Genomic DNA, 16,350 nt, shown 5'->3' with positions numbered 1-16,350 from the left:
CCTCTGTTATGGGGTAACTAATATCTTTTCCATATTAAAAAGACAATAACAAAGTCTTAGACGTCACAGATTCATATGGATATATTTAACATATACTTTACAAAGGTTTTAAATGTCCATGGTCATAAGACCATCAGGAGCTTCCGTTATGCCGACGCTTATTCATACCTCTGAAGTTGAACTGGCTTGCGAAAAAACAACAGATAAACAACTGATTGAAACACTTCAACACCTTGTTGGTCATCAATATGTCCTGACCGATGAAAGCGCTACCCAGCAATACCGGAAAGGCATTCGTTTCGGCAATGGCAAAGCACTGGCCGTGGTTCGCCCCGGTTCACTGGTGGAGCAATGGAATGTGCTGACCGCCTGCATTAAAGCAAATGTGATCGTTTTGTCACAAGCCGCCAATACGGGTCTGACCGGCGGTTCAACCCCGGATGGTGATGATTATGACCGTGAAATCGTGATTGTCAGTATGACCCGCATGAAGAAAATCTACTTGGTTGAAGATGCAACACAGGTGGTTTGCTTACCGGGCTCAACGCTCAACCAGCTTGAAGAAGCGTTACGTCCGCATGGCCGCGAACCGCATTCGGTCATCGGATCAAGCTGCATCGGCGCCTCGGTTTTCGGCGGGGTATGTAATAACTCCGGCGGTGCACTGGTGCACCGTGGCCCGGCCTACACCCAGATGTCGGTCTTCGCCCGCGTGAATGAATCCGGCAAACTGGAACTCATCAACCACCTCGGTATTCAACTCGGCGATGAACCGGAACAGATTCTGGCGGCGCTGGATAACGGCACATTCAAACCAGAAGATATTCAGCACAACGTCGGTGAGGCGTCGGATCATCACTATGCTGAACATGTCCGCCAGATTGATGAAGAGACGCCAGCTCGTTTTAATGCTGATCCGGCCCGTCTTTATGAATCATCCGGCTCGGCGGGTAAAGTCATGGTGTTTGCGGTACGTCTGGACACGTTCCCTATCGAGAAAGGAGCGAAAGTTTTCTATATCGGCACCAACAGTGCTGATGAGCTGACAGATATTCGCCGCGATATTCTGGGCAAATTTAAATATCTGCCGATCTCTGGCGAATATCTACACCGCGACGCGTTTAATATTGCGGAAATCTACGGCAAAGATACCTTCCTGATGATTGAGTGGCTCGGCACTAACCGGTTACCCGGTTTATTTGCTCTGAAAGCAAAATGTGATGCGATCTTCGGGAAAATTCCTTTCTTGCCGGCAAATCTCACCGATCGGGTGATGCAGGGGCTGAGTCATCTGTTCCCGAGCCATTTACCGAAACGGATGCTCGAATTCCGGGATCAGTATGAACACCATTTACTGCTGAAAGTCTCCGCTGCCGGTGTGGATGAAGCCCGCGCTTATTTGCAGGATTACTTTGAGAGGGCGGGCGGCAGTTTCTTTGAATGTACGGATGAAGAGGGGGCCAAAGCATTTCTGCACCGTTTTGCCGCCGCGGGTGCGGCAAATCGCTATCGGGCCGTACACACCCAGGAGGTTGAAGATATTATGGCCCTTGATATCGCCTTGCCAAGAAATACCCATCAGTGGCTGGAAACCCTGCCGAAAGACATGGAAGAAAAACTGGCGCTGAAACTCTATTACGGCCACTTCCTGTGTTATGTCTTCCATCAGGATTACATCGTAAAAAAAGGCAACGACTGCATGGCTATTGAGCATCAGATGTGGAAATTACTGGACCAGCGCGGCGCTGAATATCCGGCTGAGCACAATGTTGGTCACCTCTATCATGCCAAACCCGCGTTGAAGGCCCATTATGAAAACCTGGACCCGCTGAATTGTTTCAATCCGGGGATCGGCCACACCTCAAAACTGTCACACTACAGGCAACCCGAGCATTGTGATTGTGGCCATGACCACCGTGTCGATTGATAAATACCGCACATTGATAACCCGATCGAACTGTTGGTTATGAAGCCGTTCGATCGGCAGGGTGATTTACACCATCGTTAGTGATAACCTCACCTAAATCAAACGGATTTACACCCTCCAGACAACCTACATTAAAGCCATATTCAGACGGGTTTGAGCGTCGTTGATGATGGGTATAAATACCGCAATTTGAGCAGAAATAGTGCTTCGCGGTATGGGTATTGAACTGGTAGAGCTTCAACATGTCTTGACCTTTCACGATACGAATTCCATCGAGTTTAACCGATGCAACAATTGCCCCTTTTCTCCGGCAGATTGAGCAATCGCAACGTCTTGGATTCTCGATGCCATTTGGCAACGTTAGCTCTAATTCAACCGCACCGCAGTGGCACGTCGCTTTGTGTTTTAGCTGAATTTCAGTCTTTCCGACTTTCTTGATCATGCTGTATTTCTCCAGATTGTGTATCACTGCCAGTGAGGGTTCCGCAGTACGATTAAATTTCGGGGGACGTCAGGTAATGACAGAACCGTTATCTTCAAAAACGACCGCTCTTGCAAAGAGATAGGCCCGGCACAGCATCGGCAGTTCTCGACGCAGTGCCGCGAGTTCTTGCCGTGTCGCGTTGCGCTCCAGCACGGCGCGGGTAGCGCCTGCCAACGTAGCACGCAAGGTGAAGGCAACCGCATCTGGGTCGTCGAAAGTTGCATCTTTGGCGCTTTTCAACAGCTCACTCATCGCCGCGTGGTTGCGTCGGGCGACGTTACCGATGAGGTCGTCCGTGTCGAGTTCCGCTGCAACGGCGTAAAGTGCGCGAGCTGTGTCGGTATCCCGCGTTTTCGCATCAAGAAAGGCATCGACCAGTGTATCGGATATGCTCTTCAGTGACATGCCACGGCAACGCGCGCAAGTGGTCAAAACCGCATCGGATACAGCCTCGAGGTGCCTCTGTAGCAGAGCAAAAAGTAGCGCCTGCTTTTGCGGGAAGTATTGGTACATCGTGCCGACTGAGACACCGGCACGCTCCGCAACCCGCGTAGTGGTCAGACGCGATAACCCATCCGACAGCAAAACCTGAATGGTCGCCTCGAATATGGCATCGACAGTGACTTTCGCACGGGTCTGATGCGGCTGTTTCCGGGCTTTTAGGTGTTCGGGAGACATCCTCGGCATAGGCGAATTCCAAAGCTGAATAATACCTCATAAAATACAGTCAATTCATATGCGCTTCAACAAATTCGCAAGAGGATGAGTGATGACACAGTTTATCGGTAAGACCGCTCTCGTCACGGGAGCCAACAAGGGTATTGGCCTGGAGATCGCCCGTCAGCTTGGGAAAGCAGGGCTGCACATTATCGTGGCGGCTCGTGATAGGGAGCGAGGAATGAAAGCGACTCAGGTTCTTCAGGATGAGGCGATTGTAGCCCGTTTCTTGTGCATCGATCTGACTGATCCCGTATCCGCAGAAGACGCCGCTGCGGATATCCACAACCGGGAAGGGCAGCTGAATATCCTGGTCAACAACGCTGGTATCACGGACCTTCGAGATGGATCACCGGGCTCGGCCAATCTGGACGCTGTTCGGCGGATCGTCGACACGAACTTTTTCGGTACGTTGGCCGTCACGCAGGCCATGCTGCCGCTGCTGAAAAAGTCTATCCCGGCGCGGATCGTCAACGTCTCCAGTGGTCTCGGTTCTCTCGCGCTCCACAGTGATCCGAACTGGGAATACGCCCCTTATCGGCTCATCGGCTACGGTGCCGCCAAAGCCGCTGTGAACATGCTGACAGTACAACTCGCGGCTGAACTTCGCGATACCGGTATCAAGGTTAACGCCGCCGATCCCGGCTTTACGGCAACGGATCTCAATGGCTATCGGGGACACCAAACCATTCCACAAGGCGCGGCGGAAGCCATTCGCCTGGCGCTTCTCGACGACGACGGTCCAACGGGCGCGTTTTTCAGCGCTGAAGGTCGTGAACCCTGGTGACACAGGGGACGTGCCGGCACACGGTTTTTTAATGTTGATTCTGGCAATCAACGCAGCTGTTAAGACTGCACTGGTGAATGACGCCCGCCTGGCGCCTCACGCAGTTAAACTTCACTGGACGTCTTTTCCTGTACCGCCGAACGGGTTGCCGGCGCCGGACTTTTATACCACCAGATCCCCAACAGTACGGCGGCGACGCCAATCCATTGCAGCAATGCCAGCTTTTCATCAAAAATAAAAAAGCCAAGCAGAATCGATACTACCGGGCGGGCGAGCGTCGAGACCGAGGCCAGCACCACATCTACGTGCTTGAGCGCATACGCCATCAGTCCATGGCCCAGAAGTTGGCTGATCAGCGCCAGCAAGGCGATCACTAACCAGCCCTTCTGCGTATCCGGCAGAATTTGCGCGCTAGTGGCTAGCGCCACGGGTAATAGCAGTAACGCACAGGTGAAGCTGTTCCAGATAATAATCTGGTGAGAGGTGAAATAATCTCGCAGCGACTTAACCAGTAGTAAATAGATAGCGTAGAAAAATGCTGAGTTAAGCGCGAGCAGGTCGCCGGTCACCGACAGCCTGGAAAACGCGACTCCGGCGCTGCCATCAAATACCAGTAGACAGGCCCCAAGGATACTCAACGCCAGCGCCAGCAGCTTATATGTGCCGATCTTTTCATTCAGGAAAAGAAAAGACAGCAGTGCCACAAAGACGGGAGACAAGTTCATTAAGATCGACGTGTTTGCCAGACTGGTCAGCTTTACCGCCCAGTGGTTTGACAGTAAATCTACGGACGATACTGCGCCGGATAGCACCAGCAACCCAAGCATCGCCCGATTGCTACGCCTGAAATTTTTGGGTTTTATATCCTGGTTCTTGCCTGAAGGCCAGGCAAAGGCGGCGGAGGCTAAACCGCCAGCCAGGAACATGCGTAACATCAGCGTTGACGTCGCATCAACCTCGCTGAGCTTGACGAACGCAATCGCAGATGCAACGCCGATGGTACTTACTATTAATGCTAAAACGGGAAGTAAAGCATTATTACTCACCTTCATGACGCGTCCTTACAGTTATATAAGTTGGGTTGAGCAGTGTATGCCGCCAGACTGCTTCTGGTGCTCGGAAAAAGAGATCGGATGTATGTCATAGCCACGGGCCGACAGTTGGTCAAGCAGGCGCGATGGTGCGGCGTTATTAATCCAGATATGGTTCCCCGACGAGAACGCGTTAGCGCACCAGGCCGCCATCATCTTTTCATCAAGCAGGATCGGCTTCAGATCGGCGGACTGCGCTGCCTGACGTAGTGTCAGGTTTTCCTCCGTCACACGCCAGCCCGATGGTGTCCTGCGATAAATGCTGACCGTTGAACGGTCAATAGCGTCCGCTCTTCTTGTGTCAATCAACAGCGTATCTCGCAGCAGGCAGACATAGTGATCGAGATGGAACTGTTCGGGATTGCGCCATGTGTCCTGTACCGCCAACACAACATCGGTTTTGAGCAGGCCGGAAGCAAGCAAAAAATGTAGGGTCTGTTCTTCAGTGCGGAAACCGACGTTGATAACAGAGACGAATTCATTCTCCTGATAGTCACCTCCCTCAAGTAATTGTTCGAGCTCTACAAGTCTATGTCCGTGAGCGGTAACGACCTTCTTTACGACCTCGACTTCCCGAGCCCGATCCTGGCGTTTCAGACGACCGAAAACCGGTTGACCACCCACGTTAATAAAGTGGTCACGCGGAAACAACAACCCATACAGTGGGTTAATTTCATAGCTTTCGTAGGTAGCGTCAGGACTGATGCGACCGAGTTCATCATTGTAGTGCAACCGCAGTTTCGGCTGATGGATGACAATCTCTGCCAGCGCCTGGCGACTGATGCAAGCCAGTTGCTCGTGGGCAAGGTGCTGGCGGGTCTCCGGAACGTCATCGGCAAATCGTAGCGCGCGTCCAGCAAGTCGCTGCATCTCTTCTATCGGAACATGCGGCCCATCATCGTTAAACAGGGCATCAGATAAGAAAGCGGTAAGGATACCCGCAGCATTAAACGACCTGGCCAGTGCCAGCACATCGGCATCAGCTTGCCGGAGCAAGTAGGGCTGTTGCGTCTCCATAAACACCGACATAGTGACGGGTTGCGCAACGGAGGGGAGTTGTAGAAGGACTTTCACTAATCGTTTCCTGCTAACTCAAACCGCACGGATAGACTTCTGTAGAATGTTCATACACTGCGTAATGGCGCTTTCCACGTCGGCCTGGTTATCTCCCGTAAAGTGCAGCTTGGCGGGGATATCTTCGTAACTGAATTCGCTATTTTCGCCTCCAGGCTGGATACAGTGATATGTCAGCAGGGGGTGAGACAGATTCATCTTCGGATCGAAGGCATAACCTCCGGAAAACGGGTTCGGCATCATGACAAAACCGGTGATTCGCGTTTTCACTGGGGAAATGGCGATACCGAGCGCGGCCTGAGTCCACAGCGCATAAAGATCGATCCCCTCGCTGCGTAAGGTGATGAATGGAATCTCTCCGCCACCAACCCGACCGCCAATCTCCAGGAAGACCAGTTCCCCGTGGCATTCGATAAGCTCTAAATGAATAGCCTGGTTTTCCAGGTTCAATCGGGTACAGACTTCCTGAGTGAAGATTTGCGCTGTGGCGATAAACTCGGGGTTGTCAACGGTTACCGAGCCGAGCGGTTGACCATTGCGGAAGTCCAGGCAGGTGTTGAGATATTTCGACACTTTAAAATAAGGCATGCTGCCGTTGGCGAGAATGGCGTCGACGTGATAAATATCGCCTTCTATATACTCTTCGACTTCATAGCCGGTGAAGTCCACTAGCTCGGGTATATCTTCCCGACGTTCGAGCTTCACGACACCGTCCGAGGCGGCGCCGACCTGCGGTTTTAATATAACCGGGTAGCCCTGTTCGCAACAGAACGCTTCAATGTCTTCACGCGACAACACCTGCCGATAGTGCGGGTAACGCACGGTCGAGCCGGTTAACGACGCCTTCATGCTGGCCTTGTTGCGACACAGCAGGTTATCGGCTATTTTTGCCCCACTAATGTTGAGCTCGGTGCGCACCAGTGCGGCCGCATCCAGATCGTATTCTGAAAAAGCGAGCACAAAATCAATGGGACGTTGATGATGGATACGACATGCCTCGCGCAGAACCGTGTCTGCATCCAGGGTATTGACTTCCACAATGGCGACACTGATAGCGGGGTCGATCAGGCTGGAGTGCCCCACCAAAGAGATATAGGAGACGCCAACCTGTGTGTGATCGATATATTTGCGGTAGTCAGATAGTTCGTCGTCGTAGCGGTTAATGACCAGAACGTGTTTCATGCAATTTTTACCTCGGTGTGTACCCGTTTGACCAGGCTTCTTACTTCCGCTTCATCATCACCACCGAACATCACGTAGCCGACTCGCGAGGTCCAGTCTTGGGCGCAGCCCAGTGCATCCCCTGGCTGGTAATACACCTGGTGTGCGAGATAGTGTGAATGGTCGATGAATTCTTCCAGACCGGACAACGTGGTAAATTCGTTTTTTTCACCGCGGGGAATAAACGCGATGGCACTGATACCGGGTGTGCCGTGTACGGCAGGGCTATCGGTGCCCAGGTATTGGCACAGCGTTTCAGTGGCAAGATCGATCCCGCTGGAGTATCTGATCAGCTCAACGATATTGTCGCCGGGCAGGCGGGCCGCCAGCTCAATTGCCACGGGACGACCTTCCGGTGTGACGCGTAGTTCAAGGTGGAATGGGCCGATGTTCAGCTGTATGGCGTCCAACACCGCCAGCGCATAGTTGCTCATGGTCGTGTAAAACGCTTCGGTGTAACGCTGGCCTACTATATGTCCGATTTCAACAAAGTATGGCTCCGCACCGAGTAGTTTTTCAGTAACAGAGGCGATGGTAATGCTGCCGTCTTTACGCACCACGCCTTCAATGCTGTACTCCTTGCCGGGGATATACTCCTCGACAATGACACATCCGCTGGCGGTGAAACCTACGTCGTTTGGTAATGCTTGGCTGAAGGCGTCCACTACGGTGGTTAGTTCCCCGAGATTGTGAACCTTGCGCACGCTGATGCTGCCGGCCATATCAACCGGTTTAACTACCGCCGGAAAGTTGAAGCTAGAAGGTATCTGCACCGGCTGTCCGGCACAAAGCAGGAAAAAACCGATATTGCTTAGCCCGGCTTCAGTAAGTTGGCTGCGAAAGTTAAATTTATTGCGTACCCGCTGCACGGCGTAATCACTGAGATGTCTTTTTCCTTGTGCCGCCCCTAAGCGTGCGGCCATCGGCACCGCATACTCTACGCCGGGCAGAATGGCATTGATATTTCCCAGTTCATCCAGCATCGCCTTCTGGAGGTCAAAATCACTGGTGTCAATCTTGATGACCTGGCGTACCTTGGCGCGTAGCTCTGGGCTGAGTTGGCGTTCACCCTCGTCAGCGGAAAACACATACAGATCGACACCCAGTTGCTGTGCCGCGGTGAGATAGGTGATACCAGACGACACAGGATCAATAATGACTACGGACATTGCTCAATCTCCAATTATCCAAAACTTTCGAGTTCACAAAAGGGCAGGTTTTGTAACCTGCTAATCACCAAATCCGATCCCACACCAACGGTCAGTGCGTCTTGGGCTAGGTGTGCTTCGATATCGAAATTGACACTGGTCCAGTCATGGAAGGGAATGTTGGTAACGTTGACCTCACATTCAACAGAGCGGCAGAACATCGCTATGCAGCCAAGATGATAGTCGCAGATCTCGGCACGATTGATGGCGTAGACCCCAATCTCCCGAGGGTTGTATTTAGTGGCCAGCTCCAGGGCGCGACTTAGCGCAGCCCCCATACCGCTGCCGCCACTCACGACGTTTACGCGGCTCACCGGTGTGTCATAGTGGGGCAGCAAAGGGTTTACCATGGTGTAATCCAGCCGATCGCCAACGGACAGGTTTGCAAACAGAGTGGAGAAGAGTCCTCCGGCGCGTAATTTCACGTGGAAGGTGAGGCTGTCGTAAGCTCTTTTGCCCAATGACACCACAGAGTAGCTGCGCACTGCCGCAGTTTCGGGGTGTTTTAACGTCACGATCGACTTGGCATTGTAGAAAACCCGGTTAACCTCTAAAACGATTTCCAGGATTTGTTCGGACAGCCACGTTTTGCTTTTGACTCTGGCTGGCTGAAAGTTACTGATGGCAGGGATAATTTCAACATCAGCTGCCACTTGGCTAATGCAGGGCAGGAATTCGCTTTTGGCGGTGATTACTTTTCCGTTTTCCATCACTTTCCCTGAAACCAACTTGCATCTGCAAACTCTGCATACACCTTTGAGGCAGCCTTTTACGACTTTTCCGCTGGGGATCGCGTCGATTAGAGGTTGACTGCTGTCGGCGGTATACGTCAGGTCTCCAATGCGAACGCGATATTTTGCCATTACACCGGTCTGCGTTTCTGAGTTAAAGCGTTGCGGCGCGCAGTGCCTGGAAATACTCGCCTACCATCGGCACAAAGGCCTTGATATGAACGACCGCTTTTTCCAGGTCTTTTTCATCCTTGATGACGGAAGACAGCATGTTATTCATCATACCGCTGTGGTCTTCTGCTTCATCAAAGGCGACGTGTGACGCGGCGCCGTTTACTGCCGGCTGGCCCATGTTCGCGCTCGCTTTCTGCGTAATGAATGGGTTGTATTTATCGCCATAATACTCCAGGAACCAGTCCCAGGTGATTGCCGCGAGTGGACCGAACTTACTGACGCATAGGTTGAGGTAGCCCATCAGTTTCCACGTTTCCGGGAAGGCGTTTTCCGCCTGAATGTCAGACTTTGCATAGCCATAAATATTGAGATCCTGACCGAACATTTCGTCATGGCCGAACTCGTCATACAAATAATAGGAAAGCTGCTTGGCAGCAGAGATGTTATTGATGGCTGCGGCCTGTACCGCTCGTGCATCCAGTTCATTATTCATATGAATGCGAATGACACATTCCAGGATATGCCGCTTGTAATACCCTTCATTGAACCAGTCTGCCTTGTGAAACTCCGCCATGATTTCGTCTTTGGCAAACTCCGCTTCCATGCAGGTATCAACGGCGGACTCAAGCTTTTTTAACATTGCATCAGTGGTAACCATTAAGTTTCTCTCTCGATTATCAGTTATTAATTAACATCTCTACTATTTTGTAAGGAAATGCTAGACCATCGGGAAACAACCATGCAACAAAATCATAATGAATATTTATCAATTGAAAAATTAAAAAATATATTGATACTTCTTTGATCCGTGTTTTTTTGACTATCAGCATCTCGACTATCAGAGATGTGGTGTCGTGCGCTTTTTCTGCTTCAACAGGCGTATATGCACCTGTTGGCTGCGGTGATTACCCAATCTGGCGTTACCAGCTCAACAGGAGATAGAATGCGCAAACGCGCCACTTAGGCGACAACTGCGTTGGTTAAAAACAGGCTTACGCTTGCCATGCAGAAAATTCGCGATTGAGATGCCTTTTTTGAAAAAAAATAGCATGCTAATAATTTAACTATTTGATTATAAATATAAAATAACCACAATAGTGAATTTTAAATCAGATTTATTGACTAAAAATTCACAGTGTTGTAACTTTGCAACTCTGACAAGTAACATTAAATATTTTTAACAAAAATGACCGAGCTTACTGTAAATGGAACGGCGTTTAACGTTTTGATAGGGCCTGCATTGTCAATTGTTATTTCATCAACTGACGCTCTAAACCCCTGGGGCTTACAAGAAAAATGTGGTGAGTGTTTCGTCGGGGTGGTGCAAGATAACCTTGGTAGTGCCAGTACATCAGAACGAAAATTCCTTGATTTAATGGATCGCCATCCTTCTGAAGGTAGACTTCTATGTCAATATTCATTGAATTCAAAATCTGTCGTAAATCGCTTTGAGGGTTAATAATGAAATTTGAATTCAACAATGAAATTATGGAGAAGCTGGCTCCACTGTCATCTTTTAATAACCACGCAGGACTAAACACTGTGGCAAGGAGTTAGGCAATGAAAGCAACGAGATTATCAGGAATAATATATGCCTTACTGGCCGCTATATTCAATGGCACCGTGGGTGTATTCAGCGTGAAATTATTCCAGTCTGGTTTATCTCCCAATCAAGTTGCGTTCTATAAATGCTCTCTTGGACTGATCATCATTTCACTAATTGTATTTTCTTTTAGAAAAGGCAAGGCGTTAGTGACTTTTTTCCAATCTAAATGGATAGTCGTCGCGGTGTGTGCATTCTTTGGTTTCTTCGTGCTATACCACTTTGAAACAAATGCCTACGTTACAACGAATGTCTCGACAGTCGTTTTTATTCTATTCGGCAGTGCTACTGTATTTTCATTTCTCCTGTCAGCTATTTCTGAGAGACGTTTTTTTAACGTCAAAGAAATACAGGCCATAGTATTATCCATTGTCGGGTTGTACCTTATTTTCTCTAATGATGGTGGTATTAATCTCTCTCTTGATAAGGGGCTTATTAATGCTGCTTTGGCCGGGCTTGGGTATGGGCTTTTCTTGTTTTTGTCAAAAAAGCTAAAGTTGGGTTCTGGCATACCGCAAATGTGCATCTTGCTATTATTCGGCTCAATTTATCTCTACATCCCTGTCCATCAAGAGTTAAAAATAAGCGATATATCACCACAGGTTACTTTAATTCTTATTCTTCTCGCTATCCTTCCAACGATAGGGGGCTTTTGGTGTACCACTAAAGCGCTGACGTTGACATCAAGCCAGTCAGTTCAGTTGATTGAATTGTCAGAGCCTATTTTTGCAATAATTTTTAGTATGGTATTTTTGGGGCAGGTATCAACCATATCCCAATATATTGGCGGTGGATTAGTATTTTTTGCAATCTTCCTGCATGAATTTAATATCCTGCCACGAAGACTGAAAACAGCGTAATAGGCGCTAAAGGGTCTGGGTTCAGTCCTCCCGTTCCTGGTGACTAACCGAATATGCAATTGCGCATCAATGCCTGTTCATCGCCAACGTCCAGTCGCTTGACCACGGCTGGGCCGTCGTCAGGCTTTATTGTGACATTGACTTTTTCGCCTTGCTATAAACGAAAAACCCCCAGACTGTCGTCTGGGGGTTAATGTACGTCGAATATGGCGGGCAGCGCCCGACGAAGATGAGCACTATGATAATGCTGGTGCGGGCCTTCGTCCAGCCCGCGTTTGAAGAGGCGACGAAGCGCATCGAGCGTCCGGTCCGTCTGCCGCAGCCCGACAGCGGACAAGACCCGACATGAGCATCCGGCAGAAGCGTATATAATGTGACTATCCACGACGAAGGAGCGCGACATGCACACGCTTTCCCTTGAAAAAGCATTCACCCTGGTCGAACCCGGACCCGTCATCCTCGTGACGACGAATGACGGTGTGAAGAACAATATCATGACCATTACCTGGACAATGGTCATGGGGTTTTCTGCGGCGTTCGCGATCACCACGGGAGCCTGGAACTATTCCTACGCTGCTTTGGAATCCTCACGGGAATGCGTGATTTCGATCCCGACGGTGGACATGATCGACACCGTCGTCGGAATAGGAACCTGCTCCGGCGCAGATACCGACAAGTTCGAGAAATTCGGCCTTACGGCTCTGCCCGCGAAACATGTGCGCGCCCCGCTCATCGGGGAATGTCTGGCGAATATCGAATGCCGCGTCACGGACATCGTCGAGCGGCATAGCATCGTCGTCCTGGAGGGTGTTGCGGCCTATCTGGACGCAATGCGTAAGGAGAAGCGCATGTTGCACGCCGTTGGGGACGGCACCTTCGTTGTGGACGGTCGCAGGCTCGACCGCAAGGAAATGATGCGCTCCAAACTCCCTCCGGGCGTGTGAGCCGCATCGTCTCCGAACATCTTTCTGCGCGGTGCGCTTCTTTTCAATCGTCACCCCCTGGACCGACGCCGGGGTGCCGGAATCAGCACCCTCTAAATCCGGCACGCTGTAAGCCGCTGTTTCTTCGCCACGGTTCGCCATAGCCCTCTGAATGCCGGGCTTCTACACGCTTGTGCGCCATCAGGCTTGGCTCAAACGGCGGAGGATTTAACCATGACCCACTTCGGATGTGTCATGGCGACCTATTATCGGCTCTTCCAAGAGATGCACGACCTGAAGGTCAGAGGGGACGCGAAGTGTCGTGCGTGCAAAGGCGACATGTAGCTCCAGCGACTGAAGCTTCCGGATGAGATCCGGTGAGCTGGCGTGATAGAGTTCCAACGCCAACTTCCTGTTCCAGCACCTTGATCTGCTGGCTCAGGGGTGCCTGCTGTATCCCGAGCTGTGCCGCAGCGTGCGTGATATGTCGCGCCTTCGCGATCGTCACAAAATATAGAAGCCGGCCTAGAACCATGCCATACTAACCCTGCCGAACGTAACGGCAACCCCCCATATTGGCTATGTCACGCTCGAGGAATGGGATCTGCAATTCTCGGATGTTTTCGATCAGATCGTCGCCTTCGATCGGGGACAACCTATCCACATGATTAATCCCGAGGCGCTTGACGGGAGGTAGTGACGCGAGCACAACGCATTGGGCTATCGCGTGTGCCTCTCATCCAGCCCATTGGAATTTCTGGCGCATAAACCGGCTCAAAGTCAGAAGACAATAAATGCGCCGGTCGCCAAGTTCGGAAAATTCGGAGGCAATTTGCAATGAGCTGGTCACCCAAACAATACACTGTATTCGAGGATCAACGCACCCGTCCAGTACGCGATTTACTCAATGCGGTATCTACTACCGATGTTATGGCGGCAATCGATCTCGGTTGCGGCCCCGGCAATTCAACTGGGATTCTTGTAGACAGATTTCCAAATGCATCGGTCAGCGGAATAGATAGCTCCGCAGATATGATCGAATCTGCCAGAAAGCGTCTCCCGAAATGCCAATTCACGGTCACGTCTATCGAGGCCTGGGATGGGCCCGGTTCATTTGACGTCATTCTCGCAAATGCGGCTCTCCATTGGGTGCCCAACCACGCATCTCTATTACCGCGATTGATCAAATTTCTTAGCAGTCGAGGAAGTTTGGCCATACAGATGCCGGACAACCTCAACGAACCCGCGCACCGGCTTATGCGTGAAATAGCCGTCGAACAGCCATGGGCCGACAAACTCGCCAAGTCTGCGGGTGAGCGTACGATAGTGGAAAGTGCAGATTGGTATTATAGCCTCTTGCGGCCGCTCTGCAGCAGAGTGGACATATGGCGAACCACTTATCACCACCCACTCGCAGGAGGCGCGAACGCTGTGGTGGAGTGGTTCAAAGGCAGCGGCCTTCGTCCCTTCCTCTTACCACTCAACGATGTTGAACAAGAGAGATATCTTTCTCAATATCGTGCAGCCGTTTCTGATGCATATCCGACATTGTCTGATGGTACTGTGCTGCTGCCCTTCCCACGATTGTTCATCGTGGCGTCTCGCTGACAGTCAGCGAGACGCGTTGCTGATGAGGGGAGGCCGCTCGAGGTGGCGCAGTTTCCGCCCGACGACGAGTTGCTGCTCGCGGCGGGTGCTGGATTGGATGAGACAGTCTGAAAGTTCATCTCGGTGTTGAACAGGACTTCCGGGCGACCAAGATGACGAGCGCATTGTCCGTCTGGTGGCCGATCATGTCGGCGCCCGTGCGCCAACACACGATGGGACTGAAATGGCGGTGAGGGAGGGATTCGAACCCTCGATACGTTTTCACGTATACACACTTTCCAGGCGTGCTCCTTAAGCCTCTCGGACACCTCACCGGATGCGCCTATCGGCGACCGGCGCTACTCTAGGGAAATTCAGCCACAGCGTCAACCTCCTTGTGTCATGAAACAGTGCGTTTAGCCAAACTTAACGCAATTTGCTGCTTTCCTCGCCAGTTCGACAGAGAAACACGATATGGGCCATGCTGGAATGGGTTGCCATTATGTTAATTTATGGTTACGTCCTGGTCGTGTCCGCTGTATCGTCAGCGGATAAATGATATGCTGGCTATCAAATGCCGAACCAGGAGAAATCATGTATCCCGTCGATTTACACATGCACACTGTTGCCAGTACGCACGCTTACAGTACCCTGCATGATTACATCGCTATCGCCAAGCAAAAGCAGATCCGTCTGTTTGCCATTACCGACCACGGTCCGGATATGGCGGACGCGCCGCATCATTGGCATTTTATCAATATGCGGGTCTGGCCACGGATGGTGGATGGAGTAGGGATCCTGCGCGGAATTGAATCCAATATCAAAAACCTGGCCGGTGATATCGATTGCACCGGTCCCATGCTGGAGTGCATGGATGTGGTGATTGCTGGTTTTCATGAACCGGTGTTTCCGCCACGGGATGAAGCCACGCATACCGAGGCGATGATTGCCGCGATGGCACAAGGCGATGTGCATATTATTAGCCATCCGGGTAACCCTAAATTTCCGATTGATATTCGCGCTGTCGCGCAGGCGGCGGCAAAATATCATGTGGCGCTGGAATTGAATAACTCTTCGTTTACTCACTCCCGTAAAGGCAGTGAACCGAATTGTCGGGCGATTGCGGAAGCGGTGCGGGATGCCGGTGGCTATCTGGCACTCGGTTCAGATTCGCACATCGCTTTTTCTCTGGGGGAATTTTCCCAGTGCGAGCAGATTTTGCGGGATATTGATTTCCCACAGCAACGCGTGTTGAATGTCAGCCCTCGTCGGGTTCTTGATTTTCTGGAACAACGCGGCAGGCCAGTGATTCCTGAATTTGCGGAGTTGTGACGTTGTCACCAATAATTACAAGGTTGTGAAATGAATGAGTTTTCCATTGTGTGCCGTATCCTGGGTACGCTGTTTTATCGTCAGCCACAGGATCCGTTGTTGGCACCGTTGTTTACCCTGATTCGCGAAGGCAAACTACGTCAGGAGTGGCCTCTGGAGCAGGATGCGTTGCTGGAACGGCTGCAAAAAAGTGTCGACCTGCCGGCGCTGAATGAGGATTATCAGGCGTTGTTCGTCGGCGAAGCCGCATCGATGTCGCCGTGGCGGTCCGCCTATGAACCTGCTTCGCCTGAAACGGAAATCCGCGCCTTTCTGCAACAGCGCGGGATGCCGTTGGGTGATGGTCCGGTAGATCACTTCGGCGGTTTACTGCTGGCGGCTTCCTGGCTGGAAGATCACGCGCAGGAAGATGAAACCGCTGCACAGACGGCGCTGTTCGATAATTATTTGCTGCCGTGGAGCAACCGTTTTCTGGGCCAGGTGGAGAGTCACGCGACGACGGCGTTTTATCGCACGCTGGCGATAGTGTGCCGCGAAGCGCTGGGGGCAATGCGCGATGAGCTGGAAGAAGCGGTGTCAGATGATACGGCGGACGTTGACGAAGCAGAATAAAACGTAGTAGACACAGATA

General features: G+C 51.3%; 16 protein-coding genes and 1 tRNA gene. 7 read left to right on the top strand and 10 right to left on the bottom strand.

All coding sequences use genetic code 11. The annotated features are described in order from the left end of the window. The first annotated feature begins 148 nt into the window (after nt 1-148). Nucleotides 149-1,927 carry a D-lactate dehydrogenase gene (gene dld / locus CWC46_RS15430; protein ID WP_021015660.1) on the top strand — a complete coding sequence of 593 codons (1,779 nt, stop codon included), beginning with the start codon at nt 149-151 and terminating at the stop codon, nt 1,925-1,927. Nucleotides 1,928-1,964: 37 nt separating this feature from the next. On the opposite strand, the gene CWC46_RS15425 is transcribed toward dld, so the two are convergent. Together CWC46_RS15425 and CWC46_RS15420 are read right to left on the bottom strand one after the other, a co-directional pair. Continuing rightward, nucleotides 1,965-2,369, bottom strand: coding sequence for a GFA family protein (locus CWC46_RS15425; RefSeq protein ID WP_021015661.1), 405 nt, complete (start codon nt 2,367-2,369; stop codon nt 1,965-1,967). A 69-nt stretch (nt 2,370-2,438) separates the two neighbouring features. Continuing rightward, a complete protein-coding gene (locus CWC46_RS15420) occupies nt 2,439-3,098 on the bottom strand; it encodes a TetR/AcrR family transcriptional regulator (protein WP_021015662.1) in 660 nt (219 codons plus the stop codon). 82 nt (nt 3,099-3,180) lie between these two features. On the opposite strand from CWC46_RS15420, the gene CWC46_RS15415 reads away from it, so the two are divergent. Then, on the top strand, nt 3,181-3,915 hold the full coding sequence (locus tag CWC46_RS15415; RefSeq protein ID WP_021015663.1) for an SDR family oxidoreductase: 735 nt from the start codon (nt 3,181-3,183) through the stop codon (nt 3,913-3,915). Between the two features lie 104 nt (nt 3,916-4,019). Here CWC46_RS15415 and CWC46_RS15410 read toward each other — a convergent pair whose 3' ends face one another. From CWC46_RS15410 to CWC46_RS15385, 6 genes are all read right to left on the bottom strand, one after another. Beyond that, the gene (locus tag CWC46_RS15410; protein WP_021015664.1) at nt 4,020-4,967 is read right to left on the bottom strand and encodes a DMT family transporter; all 948 of its coding nucleotides are present in this window, start codon (nt 4,965-4,967) and stop codon (nt 4,020-4,022) included. 15 nt (nt 4,968-4,982) lie between these two features. Further along, nucleotides 4,983-6,080, bottom strand: a complete 1,098-nt coding sequence (locus CWC46_RS15405; RefSeq protein WP_021015665.1) for an arginine deiminase family protein — start codon at nt 6,078-6,080, stop codon at nt 4,983-4,985. 18 nt (nt 6,081-6,098) lie between these two features. Continuing rightward, entirely contained in the window at nt 6,099-7,262 is a 1,164-nt protein-coding gene (locus CWC46_RS15400) for an ATP-grasp domain-containing protein (protein WP_021015666.1), read from the bottom strand. Further along, complete coding sequence (locus CWC46_RS15395) at nt 7,259-8,470, bottom strand: ATP-grasp domain-containing protein (protein WP_021015667.1); 1,212 nt, start codon at nt 8,468-8,470, stop codon at nt 7,259-7,261. The genes CWC46_RS15400 and CWC46_RS15395 overlap by 4 nt, the downstream gene beginning before the upstream one ends. A 14-nt stretch (nt 8,471-8,484) precedes the next feature. Continuing rightward, complete coding sequence (locus tag CWC46_RS15390) at nt 8,485-9,219, bottom strand: FAD-binding oxidoreductase (RefSeq protein WP_021015668.1); 735 nt, start codon at nt 9,217-9,219, stop codon at nt 8,485-8,487. A 175-nt stretch (nt 9,220-9,394) separates the two neighbouring features. Next, the gene (locus CWC46_RS15385) at nt 9,395-10,072 is read right to left on the bottom strand and encodes a hypothetical protein (RefSeq protein WP_021015669.1); all 678 of its coding nucleotides are present in this window, start codon (nt 10,070-10,072) and stop codon (nt 9,395-9,397) included. Between the two features lie 902 nt (nt 10,073-10,974). Between CWC46_RS15385 and CWC46_RS15380 the strand changes: the two genes are divergently transcribed. Together CWC46_RS15380 and CWC46_RS15375 are read left to right on the top strand one after the other, a co-directional pair. After that, nucleotides 10,975-11,877 (top strand): DMT family transporter, encoded by a 903-nt coding sequence (locus tag CWC46_RS15380; protein ID WP_021015671.1) that lies wholly within the window; start codon nt 10,975-10,977, stop codon nt 11,875-11,877. 401 nt (nt 11,878-12,278) lie between these two features. Next, nucleotides 12,279-12,821 (top strand): flavin reductase family protein, encoded by a 543-nt coding sequence (locus tag CWC46_RS15375; protein WP_021015672.1) that lies wholly within the window; start codon nt 12,279-12,281, stop codon nt 12,819-12,821. 280 nt (nt 12,822-13,101) lie between these two features. On the opposite strand, the gene CWC46_RS23495 is transcribed toward CWC46_RS15375, so the two are convergent. Next, nucleotides 13,102-13,335, bottom strand: coding sequence for a helix-turn-helix domain-containing protein (locus tag CWC46_RS23495; protein WP_037380896.1), 234 nt, complete (start codon nt 13,333-13,335; stop codon nt 13,102-13,104). A 302-nt stretch (nt 13,336-13,637) separates the two neighbouring features. Between CWC46_RS23495 and tam the strand changes: the two genes are divergently transcribed. After that, entirely contained in the window at nt 13,638-14,408 is a 771-nt protein-coding gene (gene tam, locus CWC46_RS15360; protein WP_021015673.1) for a trans-aconitate 2-methyltransferase, read from the top strand. A 224-nt stretch (nt 14,409-14,632) separates the two neighbouring features. Here the strand turns inward: tam and CWC46_RS15355 are convergent. Next, nucleotides 14,633-14,722 (bottom strand) — tRNA-Ser (locus CWC46_RS15355). 259 nt (nt 14,723-14,981) lie between these two features. On the opposite strand from CWC46_RS15355, the gene CWC46_RS15350 reads away from it, so the two are divergent. Both CWC46_RS15350 and CWC46_RS15345 read left to right on the top strand, forming a co-directional pair. Next, nucleotides 14,982-15,719, top strand: a complete 738-nt coding sequence (locus CWC46_RS15350) for a phosphatase (protein WP_021015674.1) — start codon at nt 14,982-14,984, stop codon at nt 15,717-15,719. Between the two features lie 30 nt (nt 15,720-15,749). Beyond that, a complete protein-coding gene (locus CWC46_RS15345) occupies nt 15,750-16,331 on the top strand; it encodes a TorD/DmsD family molecular chaperone (protein WP_021015675.1) in 582 nt (193 codons plus the stop codon). Nucleotides 16,332-16,350 lie beyond the last annotated feature (19 nt).

Source organism: Prodigiosinella confusarubida, from assembly GCF_002847015.1.
GTDB lineage: Bacteria > Pseudomonadota > Gammaproteobacteria > Enterobacterales > Enterobacteriaceae > Prodigiosinella > Prodigiosinella aquatilis.
This window is presented reverse-complemented; position numbering and strand designations above follow the sequence as displayed.

Excerpts from the sequence above, each read along its gene's own strand:
- dld (WP_021015660.1), top strand. The coding sequence starts at position 149 with ATGCCGACGCTTATTCATACCTCTGAAGTTGAACTGGCTTGCGAAAAA.
- CWC46_RS15425 (WP_021015661.1), bottom strand. The coding sequence starts at position 2,369 with ATGATCAAGAAAGTCGGAAAGACTGAAATTCAGCTAAAACACAAAGCG.
- CWC46_RS15420 (WP_021015662.1), bottom strand. The coding sequence starts at position 3,098 with ATGCCGAGGATGTCTCCCGAACACCTAAAAGCCCGGAAACAGCCGCAT.
- CWC46_RS15415 (WP_021015663.1), top strand. The coding sequence starts at position 3,181 with ATGACACAGTTTATCGGTAAGACCGCTCTCGTCACGGGAGCCAACAAG.
- CWC46_RS15410 (WP_021015664.1), bottom strand. The coding sequence starts at position 4,967 with ATGAAGGTGAGTAATAATGCTTTACTTCCCGTTTTAGCATTAATAGTA.
- CWC46_RS15400 (WP_021015666.1), bottom strand. The coding sequence starts at position 7,262 with ATGAAACACGTTCTGGTCATTAACCGCTACGACGACGAACTATCTGAC.
- CWC46_RS15395 (WP_021015667.1), bottom strand. The coding sequence starts at position 8,470 with ATGTCCGTAGTCATTATTGATCCTGTGTCGTCTGGTATCACCTATCTC.
- CWC46_RS15390 (WP_021015668.1), bottom strand. The coding sequence starts at position 9,219 with ATGGAAAACGGAAAAGTAATCACCGCCAAAAGCGAATTCCTGCCCTGC.
- CWC46_RS15385 (WP_021015669.1), bottom strand. The coding sequence starts at position 10,072 with ATGGTTACCACTGATGCAATGTTAAAAAAGCTTGAGTCCGCCGTTGAT.
- CWC46_RS15380 (WP_021015671.1), top strand. The coding sequence starts at position 10,975 with ATGAAAGCAACGAGATTATCAGGAATAATATATGCCTTACTGGCCGCT.
- CWC46_RS15375 (WP_021015672.1), top strand. The coding sequence starts at position 12,279 with ATGCACACGCTTTCCCTTGAAAAAGCATTCACCCTGGTCGAACCCGGA.
- CWC46_RS23495 (WP_037380896.1), bottom strand. The coding sequence starts at position 13,335 with ATGGTTCTAGGCCGGCTTCTATATTTTGTGACGATCGCGAAGGCGCGA.
- tam (WP_021015673.1), top strand. The coding sequence starts at position 13,638 with ATGAGCTGGTCACCCAAACAATACACTGTATTCGAGGATCAACGCACC.
- CWC46_RS15350 (WP_021015674.1), top strand. The coding sequence starts at position 14,982 with ATGTATCCCGTCGATTTACACATGCACACTGTTGCCAGTACGCACGCT.
- CWC46_RS15345 (WP_021015675.1), top strand. The coding sequence starts at position 15,750 with ATGAATGAGTTTTCCATTGTGTGCCGTATCCTGGGTACGCTGTTTTAT.